The sequence below is a fragment of the Legionella birminghamensis genome (genome assembly GCF_900452515.1).
Lineage (GTDB): Bacteria > Pseudomonadota > Gammaproteobacteria > Legionellales > Legionellaceae > Legionella_C > Legionella_C birminghamensis.
On the sequence record NZ_UGNW01000001.1, the window covers coordinates 727,531 to 745,174 of the forward strand.

The window sequence follows — 17,644 nt, forward strand, 5'->3', positions numbered from 1 at the left end:
TCGGAGCGGGAAAGAACTTGCTAGATAACTAGGGTCCTCAAAGAGGGAGTAAACGGGTCTGCGTATACTTAAATCAGCCGATATTTTTTAAGGACACAACTATTAAATGTAGCCCAAAACTACTGGAATAATTTAGCAGCAGGCTTGATTTTATAAGACTCATAAACTAGCTTTTTATAAAAACGCTGTGGAATTTATATGTTTTGCACACTTAATTTTTTAAGGCACCCCTAGCATGGAAATAACAACTATAAAAATAATTCCTGACTGTGCTCAAGAATATGAAACGATTTTAAACGATGATGTTAAAAAATTCCTTTTTTTATTAGAAACAGAATTTGGCCCGCAACGAATTAATCTTCTAGCTGCCCGACACAAAAAACAGTCTGCTTATGATCAGGGTGTTCTTCCCGACTTTCTGAAAGAAACCCAATCAATTCGTGACGGTTCATGGAAGGCAGCCAGAATTCCAGAGGATTTACTGGATAGGCGCGTGGAGATAACCGGTCCTGTCGATCGAAAAATGATTATTAATGCATTAAACAGCGGTGCAAATGTATTCATGGCAGATTTTGAAGATTCCAATTCGCCGACTTGGGATAATTGCATGCGGGGCCAGCTGAATTTAATAGATGCTGTTAATAAATCCATCAGTTACAAAGATGCCGCAAGTGGAAAGCAATATCAGCTCAGAGAAAAAACAGCCACCTTAATGGTAAGGCCGCGCGGCTGGCACCTGGAAGAAGCCCATGTGCTGGTGAATGGCCAGGCGATTTCGGCCTCCTTGTTTGATTTTGGCCTGTTCTTCTATCACAACGCGAAAAAACTCTTATCCCAGGGAAGCGGCCCTTATTTCTATCTGCCCAAAATGGAATCCCACCTGGAAGCCAGATTATGGAATCAGGTTTTTGTGTTTGCCCAGAATTATATTGGCATTCCCCAGGGCAGCATCCGCGCAACCGTTTTAATTGAGACGATTAGTGCTGCTTTTGAAATGGATGAAATAATTTATGAATTAAGGGAACATTCGGCGGGTTTGAATTGCGGGCGCTGGGACTATATTTTCAGCTTTATTAAAAAGTTTAGAAATCGGCCTGATTATGTTTTACCGGACAGACAGGAAGTCACCATGACCCAGCATTTTCTTAAATCCTATGTGGATTTATTAATTGCAACCTGCCATAAACGCGGCGTTCACGCCATGGGGGGGATGGCTGCACAAATTCCAATCAGAAATAATGAAAAAGCCAATGAAGAGGCAATGAAAAAAGTCTTTGCTGATAAGAAACGGGAGGTCATGGCAGGACATGATGGAACATGGGTTGCACATCCAGGCTTAATTCCCGTGGCATTGGAAGCGTTTAATGCCCATATGAATACAGCCAATCAGATAGAAACCGCCCGACCCACAGTGCATGTAAGCCAGCAGGATTTATTGACCATACCCAAGGGAAGTATTACGCTCAATGGAATCAGGAACAATATTAGTGTTGGTATTCAATATCTGACCGCCTGGCTAACGGGTAACGGCTGTGTACCAATCAACAATTTAATGGAAGATGCTGCCACAGCGGAGATTTGTCGCGCACAATTATGGCAGTGGTTGAAATTTAACGCCTCAATTGATAATGGAAGCACCTTTGAGAAAAACCTGTTTTTAGAAATGGCTGATGAGGAACATAAAACCCTGCAACAAACCGGTTTACCCTCAGAAGCCTTGGATAAGGCAACAAAGTTATTTACCGACATGGTATGCAAGCCTTATTTTGATGAATTTTTAACCCTGCCAGCCTATGAAATGTTGACCGCACAGAAGGAATCCACTTATGAATAAGCAAGATCAAATTGTCGAACTCGAAACTGATTGGAAGAATAATTCTCGGTGGAAAGGAATTACACGTCCCTATAGCGCCAAAGACGTTGTGCAACTGCGTCCATCGCTGCAAATTGAATATACGCTTGCGAAACATGGGGCGAACAAATTATGGGAATTATTAAATGGCAATAAACCGGTTACCGGTTTAGGCTGTTTAACGGGTAATCAGGCAGTACAAGCGGTTCAGGCGGGGCTGCAAGTCATTTATTGTTCAGGCTGGCAAGTGGCTGGCGATAATAACAGTTCAGGGCGAATGTATCCTGATCAAAGCCTCTATCCCGTGGATTCTGTCCCTCGTCTTGTTGAAACAATTAATAATGCATTGAAACGTACTGATGAGATCCATTGCCTGAATAATGATTCTTCCATCGATTGGTATGCGCCTATCGTTGCTGACGCAGAGGCAGGTTTTGGCGGTAACCTGAATGCTTTTGAGTTGATGAAGCACATGATCAGGGCAGGCGCTTCAGCGGTTCATTTTGAAGACCAGTTATCTTCTGCGAAAAAATGCGGCCATATGGGCGGTAAAGTACTGGTTCCAAGCAGCGAAGCGGTTAGCAAGTTAATTGCCGCACGCCTTGCTACAGATGTAAAAGGGGTGCCAACGCTTATTATTGCGCGTACCGATGCAGATGCTGCGTCATTGCTGACGAGTGATCATGACGAGCGCGATATGGTCTTTTTAACTGGCAAACGCTCCAGCGAAGGGTTTTTCTATGTTAAAAGCGGTATTGAGCAGGCAATCAGCCGCGGTTTAACCTATGCGCCCTATGCGGATGTGGTCTGGTGTGAAACCTCTAAACCTAATATTGGTGAAGCCAGAGAGTTCGCACAGGCTATCCATGAAAAATTTCCTGGTAAATTGCTCTGCTACAATTGTTCGCCATCATTTAACTGGCAAGCCAATTTAAGCGAGCATGATTTACGCACCTTCCGTGAGCAGCTTTTTGAAATGGGCTATAAATACCAATTTATTACGCTGGCCGGATGGCATAGCCTGAATCTAGGCATGTTTGAAATCGCCAGAGCCTATGCTAAAGATGGAATGTATGCCTATTCTCAAATGCAGCAGCGGGAAATAGCTCAGGAAGAATATGGTTTCAGGGCCACCAAACACCAGTCCTTTGTGGGTACTGGATATTTTGATGCGGTTCAAAACACCATCATGCAAAACCAAAGCTCTACCACCGCTTTGGACGGCAGCACCGAAAAAGACCAGTTTTAAATCAATATGCCCGGCTGCTCACAGCCGGGTTATCCCTGTAACTGTCGATCACTAAGCCAATTAGCTATTTATTTGTTACATTTGCTCTGCTATTATTGCGAATTTTTTTGTATTTGGAGAAATATTATGCGATTACCAGAGCAAAGAAGCCTGTTTGGCTATCGATCAGCTTTGCGTTTCTTTACAACCATAAAGACAAATGCCGAGACTAATAATTGCAGCTTTGCGGAAGAAGTACAAAGGGAAATTAAAAAAGCCAATGTTACACCGAGAAAATTCGAGGAAATGGTCAATGGAAGAATCCAGCCAAAAGCTAAAATAGAAAAGCTGTTACTCTGGGCTAAAGATAACCTGCGGGAAGAAGGCACAGAAACTCAAGAAACTGCTTTACAACAACCTGGGCATGGTTGATAAAGCGACAGTAATTTCGCGAACAGCATGATGGGCAATATTAAGACTGGAAGAAGGGGACTTAGCCATTTGTCGGTCCTTGAATTTTCCAGTCGCTTTCATCCTCGTGATCTAGATTTTCAAAATGTTTAACTAATGCATTAAAAGGCTTATTCCCAGTGGCATCATTTCTATAGGTTTCTACTAATTTCTTCCCAAATGCGCTACTTTGATAACATAAATTTGGCTCCTTAGCTTCAATAGCCTCTGCAAAAACTTGTGCAACTTCTGTTCCTGTTTGAAACGAAGAGGGGTCATACCACTGATAAGCCTGTTGTGTAAAATTTTTATAATGTTCATCAATAATATCAGTTCTTGACCCTTCAAATCGGGTCAATTCTGTGGCAATGGGGCCTGCCTGAAAATTAATTACCTTAATGTTCCACGGTGCCAGCTCGATAGCCAGTGATTCCTGAAGTCGTTCAAAAGCCGCCAGGGCTGAAAAATAGACTCCCACGCCAGGCATACTGATTGGCAACGAAGTAAAGATAGAGGAGGTAGTCGTTAGTAAACCCCGTCGGCGTTGTCGCATCACTGGAACAAACCCTCGAATTAAAGCCAAGGGGCCAAATACTTTGGTCTGATAGGTCATTAATACATCTTCGTCTGTTGCTGATTCCACAGGTCCGATTGCAACATTAGCTGCATTATTTATCAGGACGTCAATATAGTGATATTGGGATAACACCCTTTTGATAAACGCATCAATAGAGTCCTTTTGGCAAAGATCTAAAACCTGGATGTCTAAGTTTTCTGGATTAGGAACGTTTTGCTTATTCAATTCCGATCTTTCTCTATTTCTGACAGTGGCAATCACTGTGAACCCTCTTTCAAGTAGTGCACAAGTCAGGTTGTAACCTACGCCAGATATTTTTGAACATCCGGTAATTACTGCAATCTTGTTATCCATTAATGCACTCCAATGCTTGCCTGATTGTCTCAGTACCTAGATTTAGTGGGGCAATATGTAGCTTATATTGACGGGCTTTTGTTAGGAGAAAGCTTAATACTTCCAAAATACTCCTCTCCCAATAAAACGTCTGCTGTAGTGCTGCCTTGTTGGGCTGCAAGCTGAAGGTAATGGATGGCCTTATCAGGATCCGGGGAAGAAACATTAGGCAAAGGATTAGCCTCGTCTTTTATATCTGCATAAAAATGCGCTAATGTAAAGGAGCATGTTTTGGATCCAGCTTTGGAGCCTTCATGCAGTAACTGAAGTCCCTTTTCTTGGTTTCCGAGTAAAAGTTTCCCAGGAATAATTTCATGAGGAAGCTTTTCCGCATCAGGATCAGTATTACGAATTACAAATATTGTTTGATCATTTAACTTAAACTCTAATAAACGATCATCAGTTCCTCTAACTTCTTTTTGAAGTTCTTTTCTTGTGCATAATTCGATAATTCTTTCTTTACACATTGAAAAACCTAATGTGAATAATTGTCTTCCTTTTTCAAGGAGTGTTGCAGTGGATTTTATATCCTCTAATTGTTTAACCACATTTTTGTTACTTTCTCTTTTAAATAATATTTCCAAGCACTTTGTATTTTCAGGGCTTTCTAAAGTTCCATTATCATGAGCTTTTACTGCATCTTTCCACAATAAGTCATATAATTCTTGAAAAACTCGATTAGTGCTCTTGTTGAAATTATTTTCATAACTTCTATTCGTTTCGAAAATTCTCTCTTCACGAGCCTTCATAATTTTTAGTAATTCTTCCAGATTTTTACCGGTTATTTCATCTTCAGGCTTCAATTGCTGCATTTCAGCGGAATTTAAAAAGCTATTTAGTTCATTCATTCCTTTAGTCCGTAAACCAAACATCTTTTTGCGAAATCCCTTTTGAAAGAAAGTGCTTTCAGGATCTTTTCCATCATAGCTATTTATTAATTTCTGAATATCAGATTTTCTCATCTATCTCTCTCCTGAAGTTGGAAATACTGCATCATTAAGACCTGAAGATACTCTTTATATTGTTCGGTGCAGTGGGCAACCACCCGTTTCTGTACTTTTATTACTAACTGTGTAAAATATAGCTCTTTTATATAAGGAATGCACTATGTTGTTTGCTGAGTTTGATTAGGATTACAGCTTTGTTTCTCATACTACCAAACAATTTATTTCATCTCTTTTTGAGGCTCCTAATCCTTGCTGCTGAAATCAACTGAAAAAATATTTAAATGTCAAGACTGTCGTTTCATAAAAAAATTGGTTAAAATGCTCGTCCGCTAAAAAGTTATCTGTTCCTTCTGGCTTGTGGATAACTTTATCCCCACTTTCTTTACAAATACTTTTCTATTCCACTCATTTAACTTCATCCCCTTGATTTATAAGGTTTGAACGCTATCTTTTTAATTCCTTATCTTACTGATTTATTCACAAAATCTGTGGATAACTGTGTGTATAGTCTGTGTTGGATACTATAAATACTGGTTCAAACAGTGGTGTGCGAATAGTTACCATGCTGCCTGTTTGTATGCAAAAGGATACTAAAGCTTTTGTATGTGCTAAATTTATACAAAGGCGGCGGAAGGATACTATCATGCTGAAAAAGTTTCTTGTTGCTTCAGGAAGTGTGTTCTTAATGCTTGGAGCAGAACTACTCATTGCCGGGGATATCGAATGCAAGGATTATGACGGCAAGCCAATGCCGGTTAAGCCCAAGACCATCACCATTTATAATAATACTGATGAGACAATCTACCCTGTAATCGCAACCAGCAAAAATGCTGTGAATGAATGGATTCAAGGTTGTTTTCGCAGTACGGATCCCTATCCTACCAATTATGTTTACAAATTATACGTGAACGAAAACACAGGTATATCGCCGAACTCCTCAGTGACGATCACGTTTCCCTTGTACAGTGAATTATCAAAGGGACGCTATATTACCTGGTGGAATGGCGGCCGTGTTGTCCTGGCCGATAAAAATGACCGGCTGCATAATGAAGAGGATAGTTCACTTGGGGTTCCTGCTGAGGTAACCTGCGAAGGGCAAAATGTACAATGTAATTTGGATCTGTATTCCAGTAATGTCCAGTTTCCCGAAAATGTCTATGCCCAGTTATCAGAATATACCTTTGGAGATTCGATTGTACCGGCCAAACAAACGCTTCGCCTGTTAAAACCGGAAAACGTGGGTTACAACATTTCCTATGTCGACCATGTGTACATGCCTATTGCGATTGGACCTAAAAATAATCCCTATATTGGCTACAGTGGTTCTGCAGAATCGCTGGATAGCTTTCGTGATCACCTTAGAGCCTTTTTGCAGAGTACAATTGGGAAAGGCTGGCCTGTTTATAATCTGAGCGAATTAAAGCTGCCGGGTGGATACAATATTTTTGCTCAGCGTTCGGGAACTTTGCCCCCAAGTGATAATGTACCAGTTAAACCTCAGGAAGGTTTTCCTCCGGTTTTAACCGTCATGAAATGTATCCAGGGCGGTTGTACTGATGAGGAGAAAAAATCACTCCACTTTGGTGAAGCCGTGCAGAATATGCAGAATCTATGGGGATCCTGCGTCCCCTGGGACGAAGATGTCAGCCAATATGTCACCGAGACGGTTAGCTGCCCCCCCGATTTGAAAAAAGATTTGCTGGCAGTACAGCAATTTTTCAAACAGAATCATGCATCCTATCTGCAAATGTATTCAGCTGGAAAGTGTACCCTGACGCCTAAAGCAGATCCCGTACAGTTTAATTATTGGGAAGCGATTAAGCACATTTATGGTTGGGTACCGTTTAATGAAGGCTGTGGCGCGGCGGCTAATCCTTTGGCTGATACCAAAATCCCGGGTTGGGATCATGCCAAAATCCAATCCATGTATATTCATGATTTGCAGTATAACTATCAAAAACCAGGTACCAGTTCAGACTTTTTGTTTAATCCCTATGTCAAACTGATCCATGATGACAGCTATCTTTCCATGGATGCCTATGGCTTTTCTGTTGATGATGCGGTGGGATTTATGAGTGAGTTGGGCGATGGATTGATCTTCACAGTGGGTGGAACAAATGGCTTGGAAAATAAGCAGCAATTTAATTACCGCGATGGTTTCTCTGTTGCGATAGGTGTTCCGCAATCCATGCTGGAAAAGGTCAACACGCCTTTGATTAAAAAATACGGTGTCTGTGTTTTAAATCAGGATCCCAATGATCTGGACTGCAAAAAGAACAAGCAGGATGTTACCATGCCGGTCAATAGCCAGATTGCAGGGTTCAGAGTAGGTACGGTTCCTGATTATCCGATCACGGTTCGCTTTACTGACCTGAATAATAACATTTATACCTTCACGGTGGACAACAAGTTTGCAGCCTGTACAGAAGAGATGGATCCGTCGCAATGTCCGACAAACAAGTCCGATATCGTTAACAAAAAATCCTGCAGCGTTACCGATAGCAGGGGGCAAAAACATCCTAAATCCGATGCATGGTGCCAGAATGCCAATCCCAATCAGCAAAGGGAAAAACAATTAACCAAAAATTTTATAAGCTTCCCACAACCGGTTGATTATATGGAGTAGCAGCTTTACTCTTACCAAGCTTGGACAGAGATCTGCTCACCTAACTATGGCAATCATGCCTTAGCCTACCTGCTGCGCTCATGCCTTAGCCTACCTGCTGCGACTTGTTCGCAGTATCCAGGCGATGCTGGCTGTCAATCTAAAGTGATTAGAACCATTTCTGGATACTGCGGCGATGACGCAATAAGTAGGCATGGTCAGAATCGGCGATCACGCAATCAGTAGGTCATAAGTTAGAAGCTGTTATTGAGAGGAGCAGGCCCTGATTCGTCCCAAGGCTGCTTGCACCGGATTTGATATTGGCATAGATTACAGGAATAGAGAATTTATAAGGGAAGGGATGCGTTATCTTTTCAGCTTGGCCATTTTATTATTGATGGTATTCAACCAGGTTATGTCCGCATCGCCCCTCACCTTCAAGCAGGCCTTGGCGATCGCCTGTCGAAATAATCCGGAACTTCAGGCTGAAATAGATAAATCCAATGCTTTAAAGGGCTATTTTATTCAGAGCGGTCTTTACCCCAATCCGCAACTTAGCCTGACCGCCGAGAATTTTGGCGGCTCAGGCAGTTATTCCAGCTATGAAGCTGCTGAAACAACCCTTGCCATAACACAACCTATCCCCCTCGGCGGAAGGCTTGCTTATCTTCAGCAGGCCAGCTATGCGGATTATCTTGCTTCACTCGCACAAATCAAGCTGCAGCAAACGGTACTTTACATTGCTGTGGGCCTTGCCTATGTGGATGCGCTGTATGCGGGTCAGTGGCATCAGGTGACCAAAAAATTAATTCGTCTGAATGAAAACATTGTTAATTCGATTGAACGCCGGGTAACAGCAGGGGCGGGAGCGGAGCTGGACTTGCGTTTAGCGCAAATAAGATTGGCCGAAGCAAGGATTCAGGAAAAGAAAGCGGGAAGGGAGGCCTTGATGCAGAGAGCCAAACTTGCCCGTTTAATGGGCAATCAATTAAGAGTCGAGCAGCCATTGATAGATAAAGGCTTGCCCGGCGTTACACTCAATTGGGCACACTTAATAAAACAGGTACCGCAAAGCCCGCAATTAGTACAAATGAAATTACAGCTGCAGGCAAAGCGGAAGGCAATTACCGCGACCCAAAAATCAGTATGGCCGGATTTAAACCTTCAACTGGGAGGGCGTCATTTTTCGGATGATGGAAGCAATGCGGCAGTAATGTCCGTTTCGGCAGAAGTGCCAGTCTATAATCGCAATCAGGGAAAAATTATAGCCGCAGAAGCACAATACACCCAGGCCGCCCATGAATATCAGGCAAGCTGCCTTAACGTTCGGCAAAATGCCTATAATGCATTTTTACAGGCGCAGCAAAATCAATATGAAGCGGAGTTGGTAACTGATTCTGTCTTGCCGCTGGCGCAAAAATCCATCAAACTGGCGCAGGAGGGTTATCAAATGGGGCGATACACCTACACTGAATTGTCGATTGCGCTCACCAGCCTATACGATGCAGAGCGGCACTATCAGCAGGCTCATGCGGAGTATCACAAGGCCTTAATTCAGCTTACTGGCCTTTTGGGATTAAATCCGGTTAAGGAAAGCCAATGAGATTTCTAAAAATCTGTATTGCATTAATTTTTATTTTGTTTAATTCCTTCTTAGCAGGCGCCCCAGCCCAGGAAAAAGGCCCTCAGGGGGGACGCCTGCTTAAAAAGGGGCAGCTGGAAATGGAGCTTTTACTATTCGAGAGGGCAATGGCCCCTCATTTCCGTGCTTATTTTTACGAAAACGGCAAATCCATCCCTGCAGATCAAATGGAATTAACGATTGAGTTAACCCGTTTTAATAACAGAAAAGAATCGATAAGCTTTATTCCGATCGGCAACTTTTTACAAAGCAGGCAGGTTATTAAGGAGCCTCACTCCTTCGATCTGGCCATTAAGCTGAGCTGGCAGGGAAAGCAATACAATTGGCATTATTCCGATTATGAAGGGAGGGCGAGAATTGAGCCTGAACTGCTTAAAGCAGCCGAAATTGAAGTGGCTGCTGCCGGAGAAGAAACCATAAGAACCCGCCTGAAAGTGTATGGGAAAATTGTTCCCAACCGCGATACTCTCGCCCCTATTTATGCGCGTTATCCCGGTATTATCAAGTCGCTTGGCAAAAATCTGGGGGAGGATGTTCAGAAAGGGGAAGTGCTGGCCACTATAGAAAGTAATGAAAGCCTACAGGAATATAGTATAACAGCTCCTATTACCGGCACGGTTGTGCAGAAATATGCTACAAATGGGGAGTTGGCGCAGAATACCAAACCGATCTATGAAATTGCCAACCTGGCGAATGTGTGGGCTGATTTTACCCTGTACCGAAAGGAGGCGCCCCTGGTAAAAGCGGGTATGCAGGTTATTGTCAGTGGTGATGAGGGGAAGCCGAGCTCAGTCAGTACCATCACTTATATATCACCGCTAGGGATAGAGGACAGTCAAACAACATTGGCTCGCGCTGTTTTGCCTAATCAAAATCGTGTCTGGCTCCCCGGAATGTACGTCAATGGGGATATTATAATTAATGAAAAAAAAGTGCCGGTCGCCATTTTGCTCACTGCCATTCAGCAGATGAATGGAAAAGATGTCGTGTTTGTGCAACAAGGGAATAATTTTGAAGCAACGCCGGTTTTGCTGGGTAGTAAGGATGATCGATGGGCGGAAGTAATTTCTGGCCTGGATACTGGCCAGCGTTATGTCAGCAAAAACAGTTTTTTCCTGAAAGCAGAGTTGGGTAAGGAAGGAGCGGAGCATGACCATTAGATTCATTGGCTCCGGGCTACAATAGGAATACAGATGCTTGAAAAAATTATTCGCCTTTCACTAAACCATCGATGGTTTGTCTTATTATTTACGCTCATCATTGCGGTTCTTGGTGTTTATAACTTTCAGCGCCTTCCAATCGATGCAGTGCCTGATATCACCAATGTACAGGTTCAGATTAATACCCAGGCTTCAGGCTATTCACCCTATGAGGTAGAGCAGCGTATTACTTTTCCGATTGAATTGGCAATGAGCGGTTTGCCTAATCTCGATTATACCCGCTCATTATCCCGTTATGGTTTATCGCAGGTTACCGTTGTGTTCAAAGAGGGAACCAATATTTATTTTGCACGGCAACTGATTAATGAACGTTTACAGGAAGTTAAAGATAAATTACCGCCTGAGGCGGAGACGGCTCTTGGGCCTATTTCGACGGGGCTGGGCGAAATATTTATGTATACTGTCACCAATAAACCGGATGTTCCTGAAGCCCGGCAGCATACGCCTACAGAGCTTCGCAGTATTCAGGACTGGATTATCAAGCCGCAGCTGCGCAATGTGGAAGGCGTTGCCGAGGTGAATACCATCGGCGGGTATGAAAAACAATTCCACGTCACCCCCGATCCAATGAAGCTGGTGCGCTATCGTCTGAGTTTAAGCGATTTGGTGGACGCTTTAGAGCGTAATAATGCAAATGTTGGCGCAGGTTATATTGAAACCAATGGGGAGCAAAATTTAATTCGCGTTCCAGGTCAGGTGCAGACTATCAGCGATATAGAAAATATAGTCATTGCCAGTTTTGAAGGAACACCTGTACGCATCCGCGATGTCGCCGATGTTGCGGTAGGGAAAGAGCTGCGTACCGGTGCTGCGACAGAAAACACCGAGGAAGTTGTTTTAGGCACAGTTTTTATGCTAATGGGTGAAAATAGCCGTACCGTCTCAGAGCGTGTAGCCGCCAAAATGGCAGAAATTAATAAATCACTGCCTGAAGGTGTTCAGGCCGTTACGGTTTACAATCGAACCTTACTAGTCAATGCCACCATCGATACTGTGAGGAATAATCTTCTGGAAGGCGCTTTGCTGGTGTGCGTCATCCTGTTTTTATTTTTGGGAAATATACGGGCCGCCCTTATCACCGCCATGGTTATTCCTTTATCAATGCTGCTTACTATTACGGGCATGGTCAGCAACCGCATCAGTGCTAATTTAATGAGCCTTGGGGCGCTGGATTTTGGTTTGATTGTCGATGGTGCTGTTATTATCGTAGAAAACTGCATGAAACATTTGGGTGAGCAGCAACAGGCCCTAGACCGTATCCTGACGCTTGAAGAGCGTTTGAAAGTGATTGCCGACGCCACGGCTGAAGTCATCAGGCCGAGTATCTTTGGGGTTTTGATTATAACCGTTGTTTATCTTCCCATTCTAACTCTGACTGGTGTTGAAGGGAAAATGTTCTTGCCGATGGCAGAAACAGTCATTATTGCGTTAATGGGATCGATGTTCTTTGCTTTAACCTTTATTCCTGCTGCTGTGGCCATTTTTCTGCGTGGCCGTATTCAGGAAAAAGAAAACTGGCTGGTACAGCATCTTTCCAAGGTCTATGCCAGGGCGCTTAATTATTGTTTTAAGTCGCGCAAAAAAGTAGTTGGCGCAGCCGCAGGCTTAGTGCTTATCAGTCTTTTGATTGCTTTTCATTTAGGTGGAGAATTCATCCCAAGCCTTGATGAGGGCGATATCGCCATGCATGCCATGCGGATTCCGGGTACCAGCCTGACCCAGGCAATCATTATGCAGAATCTGGTTGAAAAACGAATCAGGCAGTTTCCAGAGGTAAAAACCGTATTTTCCAAACTGGGTACAGCAGAAATAGCAACCGACCCAATGCCGCCCAGTGTAGCGGATACATTTATCATGTTAAAACCGCGTAAGGACTGGCCAAATCCTAAAAAAAGTAAATCATCACTGGTGCAGGAAATGGAAGATGCACTGAAAAAAATACCGGGAAACAATTATGAATTTACGCAACCTATTCAGATGCGTTTTAACGAGCTGATTTCTGGAGTGCGCAGTGATGTTGCCGTGAAAATCTTTGGGGATGACATGAAAACCCTGTTAAAGACGGGAGAGTTAATCAGTGCCCAACTTAAACAGGTGCCTGGCGCTGCTGATGTTAAGGTCGAGCAGGTAAGCGGCCTGCCCTTGTTAACTGTCGATATTAACCGGGATGCATTGGCCCGTTATGGTTTGCAGGTTGGCGCGGTGCAGGATGCGATTGTTATTGCTGCAGGCGGGAAAAAAGGCGGGGAGTTTTTTGAAGGGGACAGACGTTTTGACATTGTTGTGCGCTTACCCGAAACGTTGCGTTCAGATCCCAAAGTGCTGCGGCAGATATTTATCCCTTTGCCGCTTGCCAAAGACAATGAACGTCATTTTATTCCTTTAAGCGAAGTGGCTTCGATAAGACGGATCGAAGGGCCTAATCAGATTAGCCGTGAAAGTGGAAAGCGCCGCGTGGTGGTTACTGCCAATGTCAGGGATCGGGATTTAAGCTCCTTTGTCAATGAAGCCCGGGAGCGTATTGAGAAAAATGTAAAAATACCGAGCGGTTACTGGATTAGCTGGGGAGGGCAGTTTGAGCAGTTACAATCCGCATCAAAGCGGCTCGAACTAGTAGTACCTGTCACTTTGCTGGGCATTTTTCTATTGCTTTTTATGAGTTTTGGCAGGATAAGCGACGCATTACTGGTGTTTACAGGGATCCCGCTGGCTTTGACAGGAGGGGTTTTTGCCTTATGGCTGCGCGGTATTCCCTTATCAATTTCAGCAGGAGTGGGCTTCATTGCCCTATCCGGAGTGGCGGTTCTCAATGGCCTGGTAATGATTACATTTATTAACAAATTGCGGGAGCAAAGAAAGTTTGACCTGACCAATGCCATCTTGCAAGGCTCCCTGGCACGGCTCCGACCGGTATTAATGACTGCCCTTGTCGCTTCCCTGGGTTTCGTGCCCATGGCACTGGCCACTGGAACAGGCGCCGAAGTACAAAGACCGCTGGCGACTGTGGTGATTGGCGGCATTATTTCATCCACTTTCCTGACCTTGCTGGTATTACCGGGTTTATACTACCTGTTTCATGCGAGACAGAAGTAATGACTGGACCTCGCGGTCGCAGCCAATTGGTATCAACCCAAATATTTTTCCACTCCGAATCCCCGCGGCGCAGCCCCTTCGAATCCCCGCTGCGCAGCCCCTTCGAGTCCCCGCGGCGCAGCCCCTTCGAATCCCCGCTGCGCGGCCCTTTCGAATCCCCGCGGCTACGACCGCGGGGTCCAATGAATCTAATTCAGAGCCCCAATTTATTAAACAGTTCATTCAACCGTTACTCTGGCAGGATTGTAGTTTTCTGAGCTCTTTCTTGAGCCCACCATGTGCCCCGCGGTCGTAGCCGCGGGGATTCGAATTGCATTATTCAATATACCAATACAAAAGAATATACACCTAAGCTGGGCGGGAAAGAGCAACCCTTTCCTGGTTTGGTAGACCTTATCCAGGCTGCATATTAACCGTAAATTTCGTTAATTTCTTCTGCGGCGCGACGGAATAATTCAAAGACTTTGTCTTCATCGACATTTTTTGCGTATTGCAGGGCAAGCCTCGTGAGTTCCAGGGCAGTGGATTGTGCTGATTTTAATGTTTCAGCAGCGTGAGCCATAAAACCATCAACATCCATTACATCATCCATAAACTCTTCATCGCTGAAGTCATATTCCTCAACATATTCAAAATCCTGACCCTTGGCAGCTGGTTTGTGATTTTTCTTGGACATGGCGTTTTTATCCTTGTTATAAATTTGCAGTAGTCTAACAGTAATCCAGATCCCTGGCTACTTGTCACCCCAGGGTATGCGATTTCTCCTCTTCTTCCTGCGGATTGAGAGACGAAATAGTAAACTGGCGCATAAATTCTGCTCCTGTGCGATAAAAATTGGAGGCAGCCGAGTTTGAAAAAAACCCATTGGTTGAAGCTCTTGGCAGTAGGATCCTTTTTTCAGCAAGTTCCGCACGGATATCAATTCTTGTATCCTGTATCGTTTTCAAAGCTGCTTTCAGTAATTCAATCCTGAGTTTGGGAGTATGCTCCGCTAAAGTCTTGCCGAAACTATCGACTTCTGTTTTAAGCGTATCAGCATAGGCAGAATTAATGTTCAGTGTCGTGTAATAAGTGGAGCGAACTTTGGAATTCGGAAATAAGCTATCGCAGAGATTTTCTATAAGCGTATGCCAACTGCGTGGCCGGAGGACCCATAATATGGCATTATTTGGGAAATGAGAATAGGCATTTTTTAAATGCGCCGTCCCTGTATCGAACCACCCATTTAATTGGCTTTGCAGAAGAGGAAATTCAGATTTGAATTGATCCATTCCTTTATAGGATTCTCCCGCTGTAAGCAGAGAGTAACCTTCTTCTATAAGAGGCTCCGCCTGTTTGTCCAACGTAAACCAACCGATCCCCTGTTCAAACTGCTGTTTGTACTGCTCTGCCCTGGCTGAATAGTCTTTATGCGGGTAGCTTTGAATAGAATCATGGTGATAAATCGCATTATAGCTCTCACAGATGCCGAGGCACATGCGGTAGACCCCGAGAGCAAAAGCAAACTGTTCCATAAAAGTCTGTACAAAAGGGGTATAAGGTTTTTCTGGTAGAAAATGGTAAGAACCATCTTCCTTCAAAACGAGAGGCAATCCGCTGGCAGCAACGTTTTGATCCAGGGCAGTGACGAAACTCAGATAGGCAGAAGAGGTTTCATTTCGTATTTGTTGGGCGCTTGCATACAATATTTGTTCATCAACCAGACAATTTCTCATGGAGCTTTCCAGCTGATTAAAGCTGACCACGAGCTGATCGCCCTGCGGTACTTCAGTTAGCTTTTTTACCCGCTTTTCATCAAAAAAAAAGGAATCGAGCTTCGCTTTGATATGTATCATCTGCTTACAATAGTATTCAAAACGCTCTGAAACAGGCTTGGATACACTATCGATTATTTCCTGATTAGAGTCTGGCATCATCCTTCCTTGTAGTCCTTGATGCACTATTTGTACTGAATCTCTGCATCTGTGTCAAGCATGGAACATTCACCCGAATTCCGAGGCAAGACCCATAGCTATCTATATAAAATGCATTTCTATCGAATCCGCGCGGCAACGACCGCGGGGCCCACACGAAGCCTATTGAGAATATTGGTTTTGCTAATTTAAGGATAATGTTTGAAAGACTTGTTCCTAACTGCTATTAATTGCTATTTTCGGCAATATAGGATTCCTCTGAAGAACACGTTCGGCACCAGACATGGGCCCGCGCTGCCGCGGGGATTCGGAGCGGCAAAACATTTGTGTAGATAGCTATGGGTCCATGCGCAGGGATTTGGATACTTGTCAAATAAAGGCTGTTTCTGTCAGGATCGGATGAACCAAAAGAACAGGATTATCAAGCTGCTTGCAAGAAGGACGCGAAGGTAAACGTTAGCAGACTGTTTAGAAAATAAAGCATATAAATAAGCGAGGGGGTGGCGGTAGATAAAGGAGCGCAAAATTTTTCTGGACACCGGAAGCGGATATTGGTTGGATGGCTGTTCATGAATGCGCACATCAGGGCGGTGGTTGACTTCCAAAATTACCCCCCGTGTTTTTCTTATTGGCCTATTGATATCCTCGCATTCAATATCGATCCCTGTCAGGTTTAGATTGAGTTGTGTAGCAACCTGAATCATAAGCTGGCGGTTTTCCCGGCAAATTTGCTTACCCAGGGATTCATAACTTCCTCCTCTGCTGCCATTAGAAGTATAGGCCAGGACAACCCGTTCACCGTTTGCCGGAATATAATCCAGCGTAAGCTTAAGCTCTTTGAGCCGGATTTTACATTCTTCATCGACAAGGATTGGCCCTATACCCGGGTCATCCAAAGCTTCACGGCTAATGTTGGCTAAATCAATCAATTCTTTCAAATTATGGCGGCCATTGCCTACCACATGGGCAGGATGGCATAAAATCACCCCAATGACTTTTCTATTAAAAACCAGTACACGATAGGATTTTAAATTCGCATGAAATTCTTCAATCAGCAGATGTTGATGGATGCTGAGAATTTGTTTCAGGTGATAGTTTAATTCTTCAGGGGATTGGATATTACAGAGTACGCCCATGCCCAGCGAGCCAGTGAGGGGTTTTATGACCAGAGGAAATTTTAAATCAGCGATACGCTCATCAAGCAGGTTCTCTTCAAAATCTGTGATATTTAAATAAGCAGCTTTAGGGACGGGGATCCCGGCATTTTCCAGTAACTTATTGGTGTAAAATTTATTTACGGCGATCCTTGCACTGCAGCTGTTGTTAAAAGGGAGCTCATTATAGGAAAAATAGTAGTGCTGTTTTCCCAATACTATTTCAAAACCATCAATTTCATCCAGCAATTTTACAGGCAGGTGTAAAGCCTGAGCGCTAAGGTAGAAACGCTCTGTGTTGGGAAGAATAGTGCTCACCTTCTTTGTCAATTGATATGAGTTCATCATAGTGGGAAGAGGGGAGCAATTCAATAGATCCTGTGGACCCCGCGGTCGAAGCCGCGGGGATACGAGTGTTTGCCGCGGGGATTCGAGTGTTTGCCGCGGGGATACGAGTGTTTGCCGCGGGGATACGAGTGTTTGCCGCGGGGATACGAGTGTTTGCCGCGGGGATACGAGTGTTTGCCGCGGGGATACGAGTGTTTGCCGCGGGGATACGAGTGTTTGCCG

At 44.0% G+C, this 17,644-nt stretch carries 12 protein-coding genes; 7 read left to right on the forward strand and 5 right to left on the reverse strand.

Features of this window, described 5'->3' with window-relative positions; genetic code table 11:
* Positions 1–235: 235 nt before the first annotated feature.
* The 3 genes from aceB (at position 236) to DYH42_RS03245 (ending at position 3,512) form a co-directional block, all read left to right on the forward strand.
* Positions 236–1,834, forward strand: coding sequence for a malate synthase A (aceB, locus tag DYH42_RS03235; protein WP_058523720.1), 1,599 nt, complete (start codon positions 236–238; stop codon positions 1,832–1,834).
* Positions 1,827–3,101: an isocitrate lyase gene (gene aceA, locus DYH42_RS03240; RefSeq protein ID WP_058523719.1), complete on the forward strand. Its 1,275-nt coding sequence runs from the start codon at positions 1,827–1,829 to the stop codon at positions 3,099–3,101. Before aceB ends, aceA begins: the two co-directional genes overlap by 8 nt.
* 126 nt (positions 3,102–3,227) lie before the next feature.
* A complete protein-coding gene (locus DYH42_RS03245; RefSeq protein ID WP_058523718.1) occupies positions 3,228–3,512 on the forward strand; it encodes a hypothetical protein in 285 nt (94 codons plus the stop codon).
* A gap of 61 nt (positions 3,513–3,573) precedes the next feature.
* On the opposite strand, the gene DYH42_RS03250 is transcribed toward DYH42_RS03245, so the two are convergent.
* Together DYH42_RS03250 and DYH42_RS03255 are read right to left on the reverse strand one after the other, a co-directional pair.
* A complete protein-coding gene (locus DYH42_RS03250) occupies positions 3,574–4,461 on the reverse strand; it encodes an SDR family oxidoreductase (protein WP_058523717.1) in 888 nt (295 codons plus the stop codon).
* 62 nt (positions 4,462–4,523) lie between these two features.
* Positions 4,524–5,462: an SEL1-like repeat protein gene (locus tag DYH42_RS03255; RefSeq protein WP_058523716.1), complete on the reverse strand. Its 939-nt coding sequence runs from the start codon at positions 5,460–5,462 to the stop codon at positions 4,524–4,526.
* A 628-nt stretch (positions 5,463–6,090) separates the two neighbouring features.
* On the opposite strand from DYH42_RS03255, the gene DYH42_RS03260 reads away from it, so the two are divergent.
* The 4 genes from DYH42_RS03260 (at position 6,091) to DYH42_RS03275 (ending at position 14,007) form a co-directional block, all read left to right on the forward strand.
* Entirely contained in the window at positions 6,091–8,073 is a 1,983-nt protein-coding gene (locus tag DYH42_RS03260) for a hypothetical protein (RefSeq protein ID WP_058523715.1), read from the forward strand.
* A 340-nt stretch (positions 8,074–8,413) separates the two neighbouring features.
* On the forward strand, positions 8,414–9,655 hold the full coding sequence (locus tag DYH42_RS03265; protein WP_058523714.1) for a TolC family protein: 1,242 nt from the start codon (positions 8,414–8,416) through the stop codon (positions 9,653–9,655).
* The gene (locus tag DYH42_RS03270) at positions 9,652–10,854 is read left to right on the forward strand and encodes an efflux RND transporter periplasmic adaptor subunit (RefSeq protein ID WP_083503122.1); all 1,203 of its coding nucleotides are present in this window, start codon (positions 9,652–9,654) and stop codon (positions 10,852–10,854) included. Before DYH42_RS03265 ends, DYH42_RS03270 begins: the two co-directional genes overlap by 4 nt.
* A 33-nt stretch (positions 10,855–10,887) precedes the next feature.
* Entirely contained in the window at positions 10,888–14,007 is a 3,120-nt protein-coding gene (locus tag DYH42_RS03275) for a CusA/CzcA family heavy metal efflux RND transporter (RefSeq protein WP_115316937.1), read from the forward strand.
* Positions 14,008–14,416: 409 nt separating this feature from the next.
* On the opposite strand, the gene DYH42_RS03280 is transcribed toward DYH42_RS03275, so the two are convergent.
* From DYH42_RS03280 to DYH42_RS03290, 3 genes are all read right to left on the reverse strand, one after another.
* Positions 14,417–14,683 (reverse strand): hypothetical protein, encoded by a 267-nt coding sequence (locus DYH42_RS03280; protein ID WP_058523711.1) that lies wholly within the window; start codon positions 14,681–14,683, stop codon positions 14,417–14,419.
* A 64-nt stretch (positions 14,684–14,747) separates the two neighbouring features.
* Positions 14,748–15,923 carry a hypothetical protein gene (locus DYH42_RS03285; RefSeq protein ID WP_065232818.1) on the reverse strand — a complete coding sequence of 392 codons (1,176 nt, stop codon included), beginning with the start codon at positions 15,921–15,923 and terminating at the stop codon, positions 14,748–14,750.
* Positions 15,924–16,309: 386 nt separating this feature from the next.
* Entirely contained in the window at positions 16,310–17,404 is a 1,095-nt protein-coding gene (locus DYH42_RS03290; protein WP_244923629.1) for a UDP-N-acetylmuramyl peptide synthase, read from the reverse strand.
* Positions 17,405–17,644 lie beyond the last annotated feature (240 nt).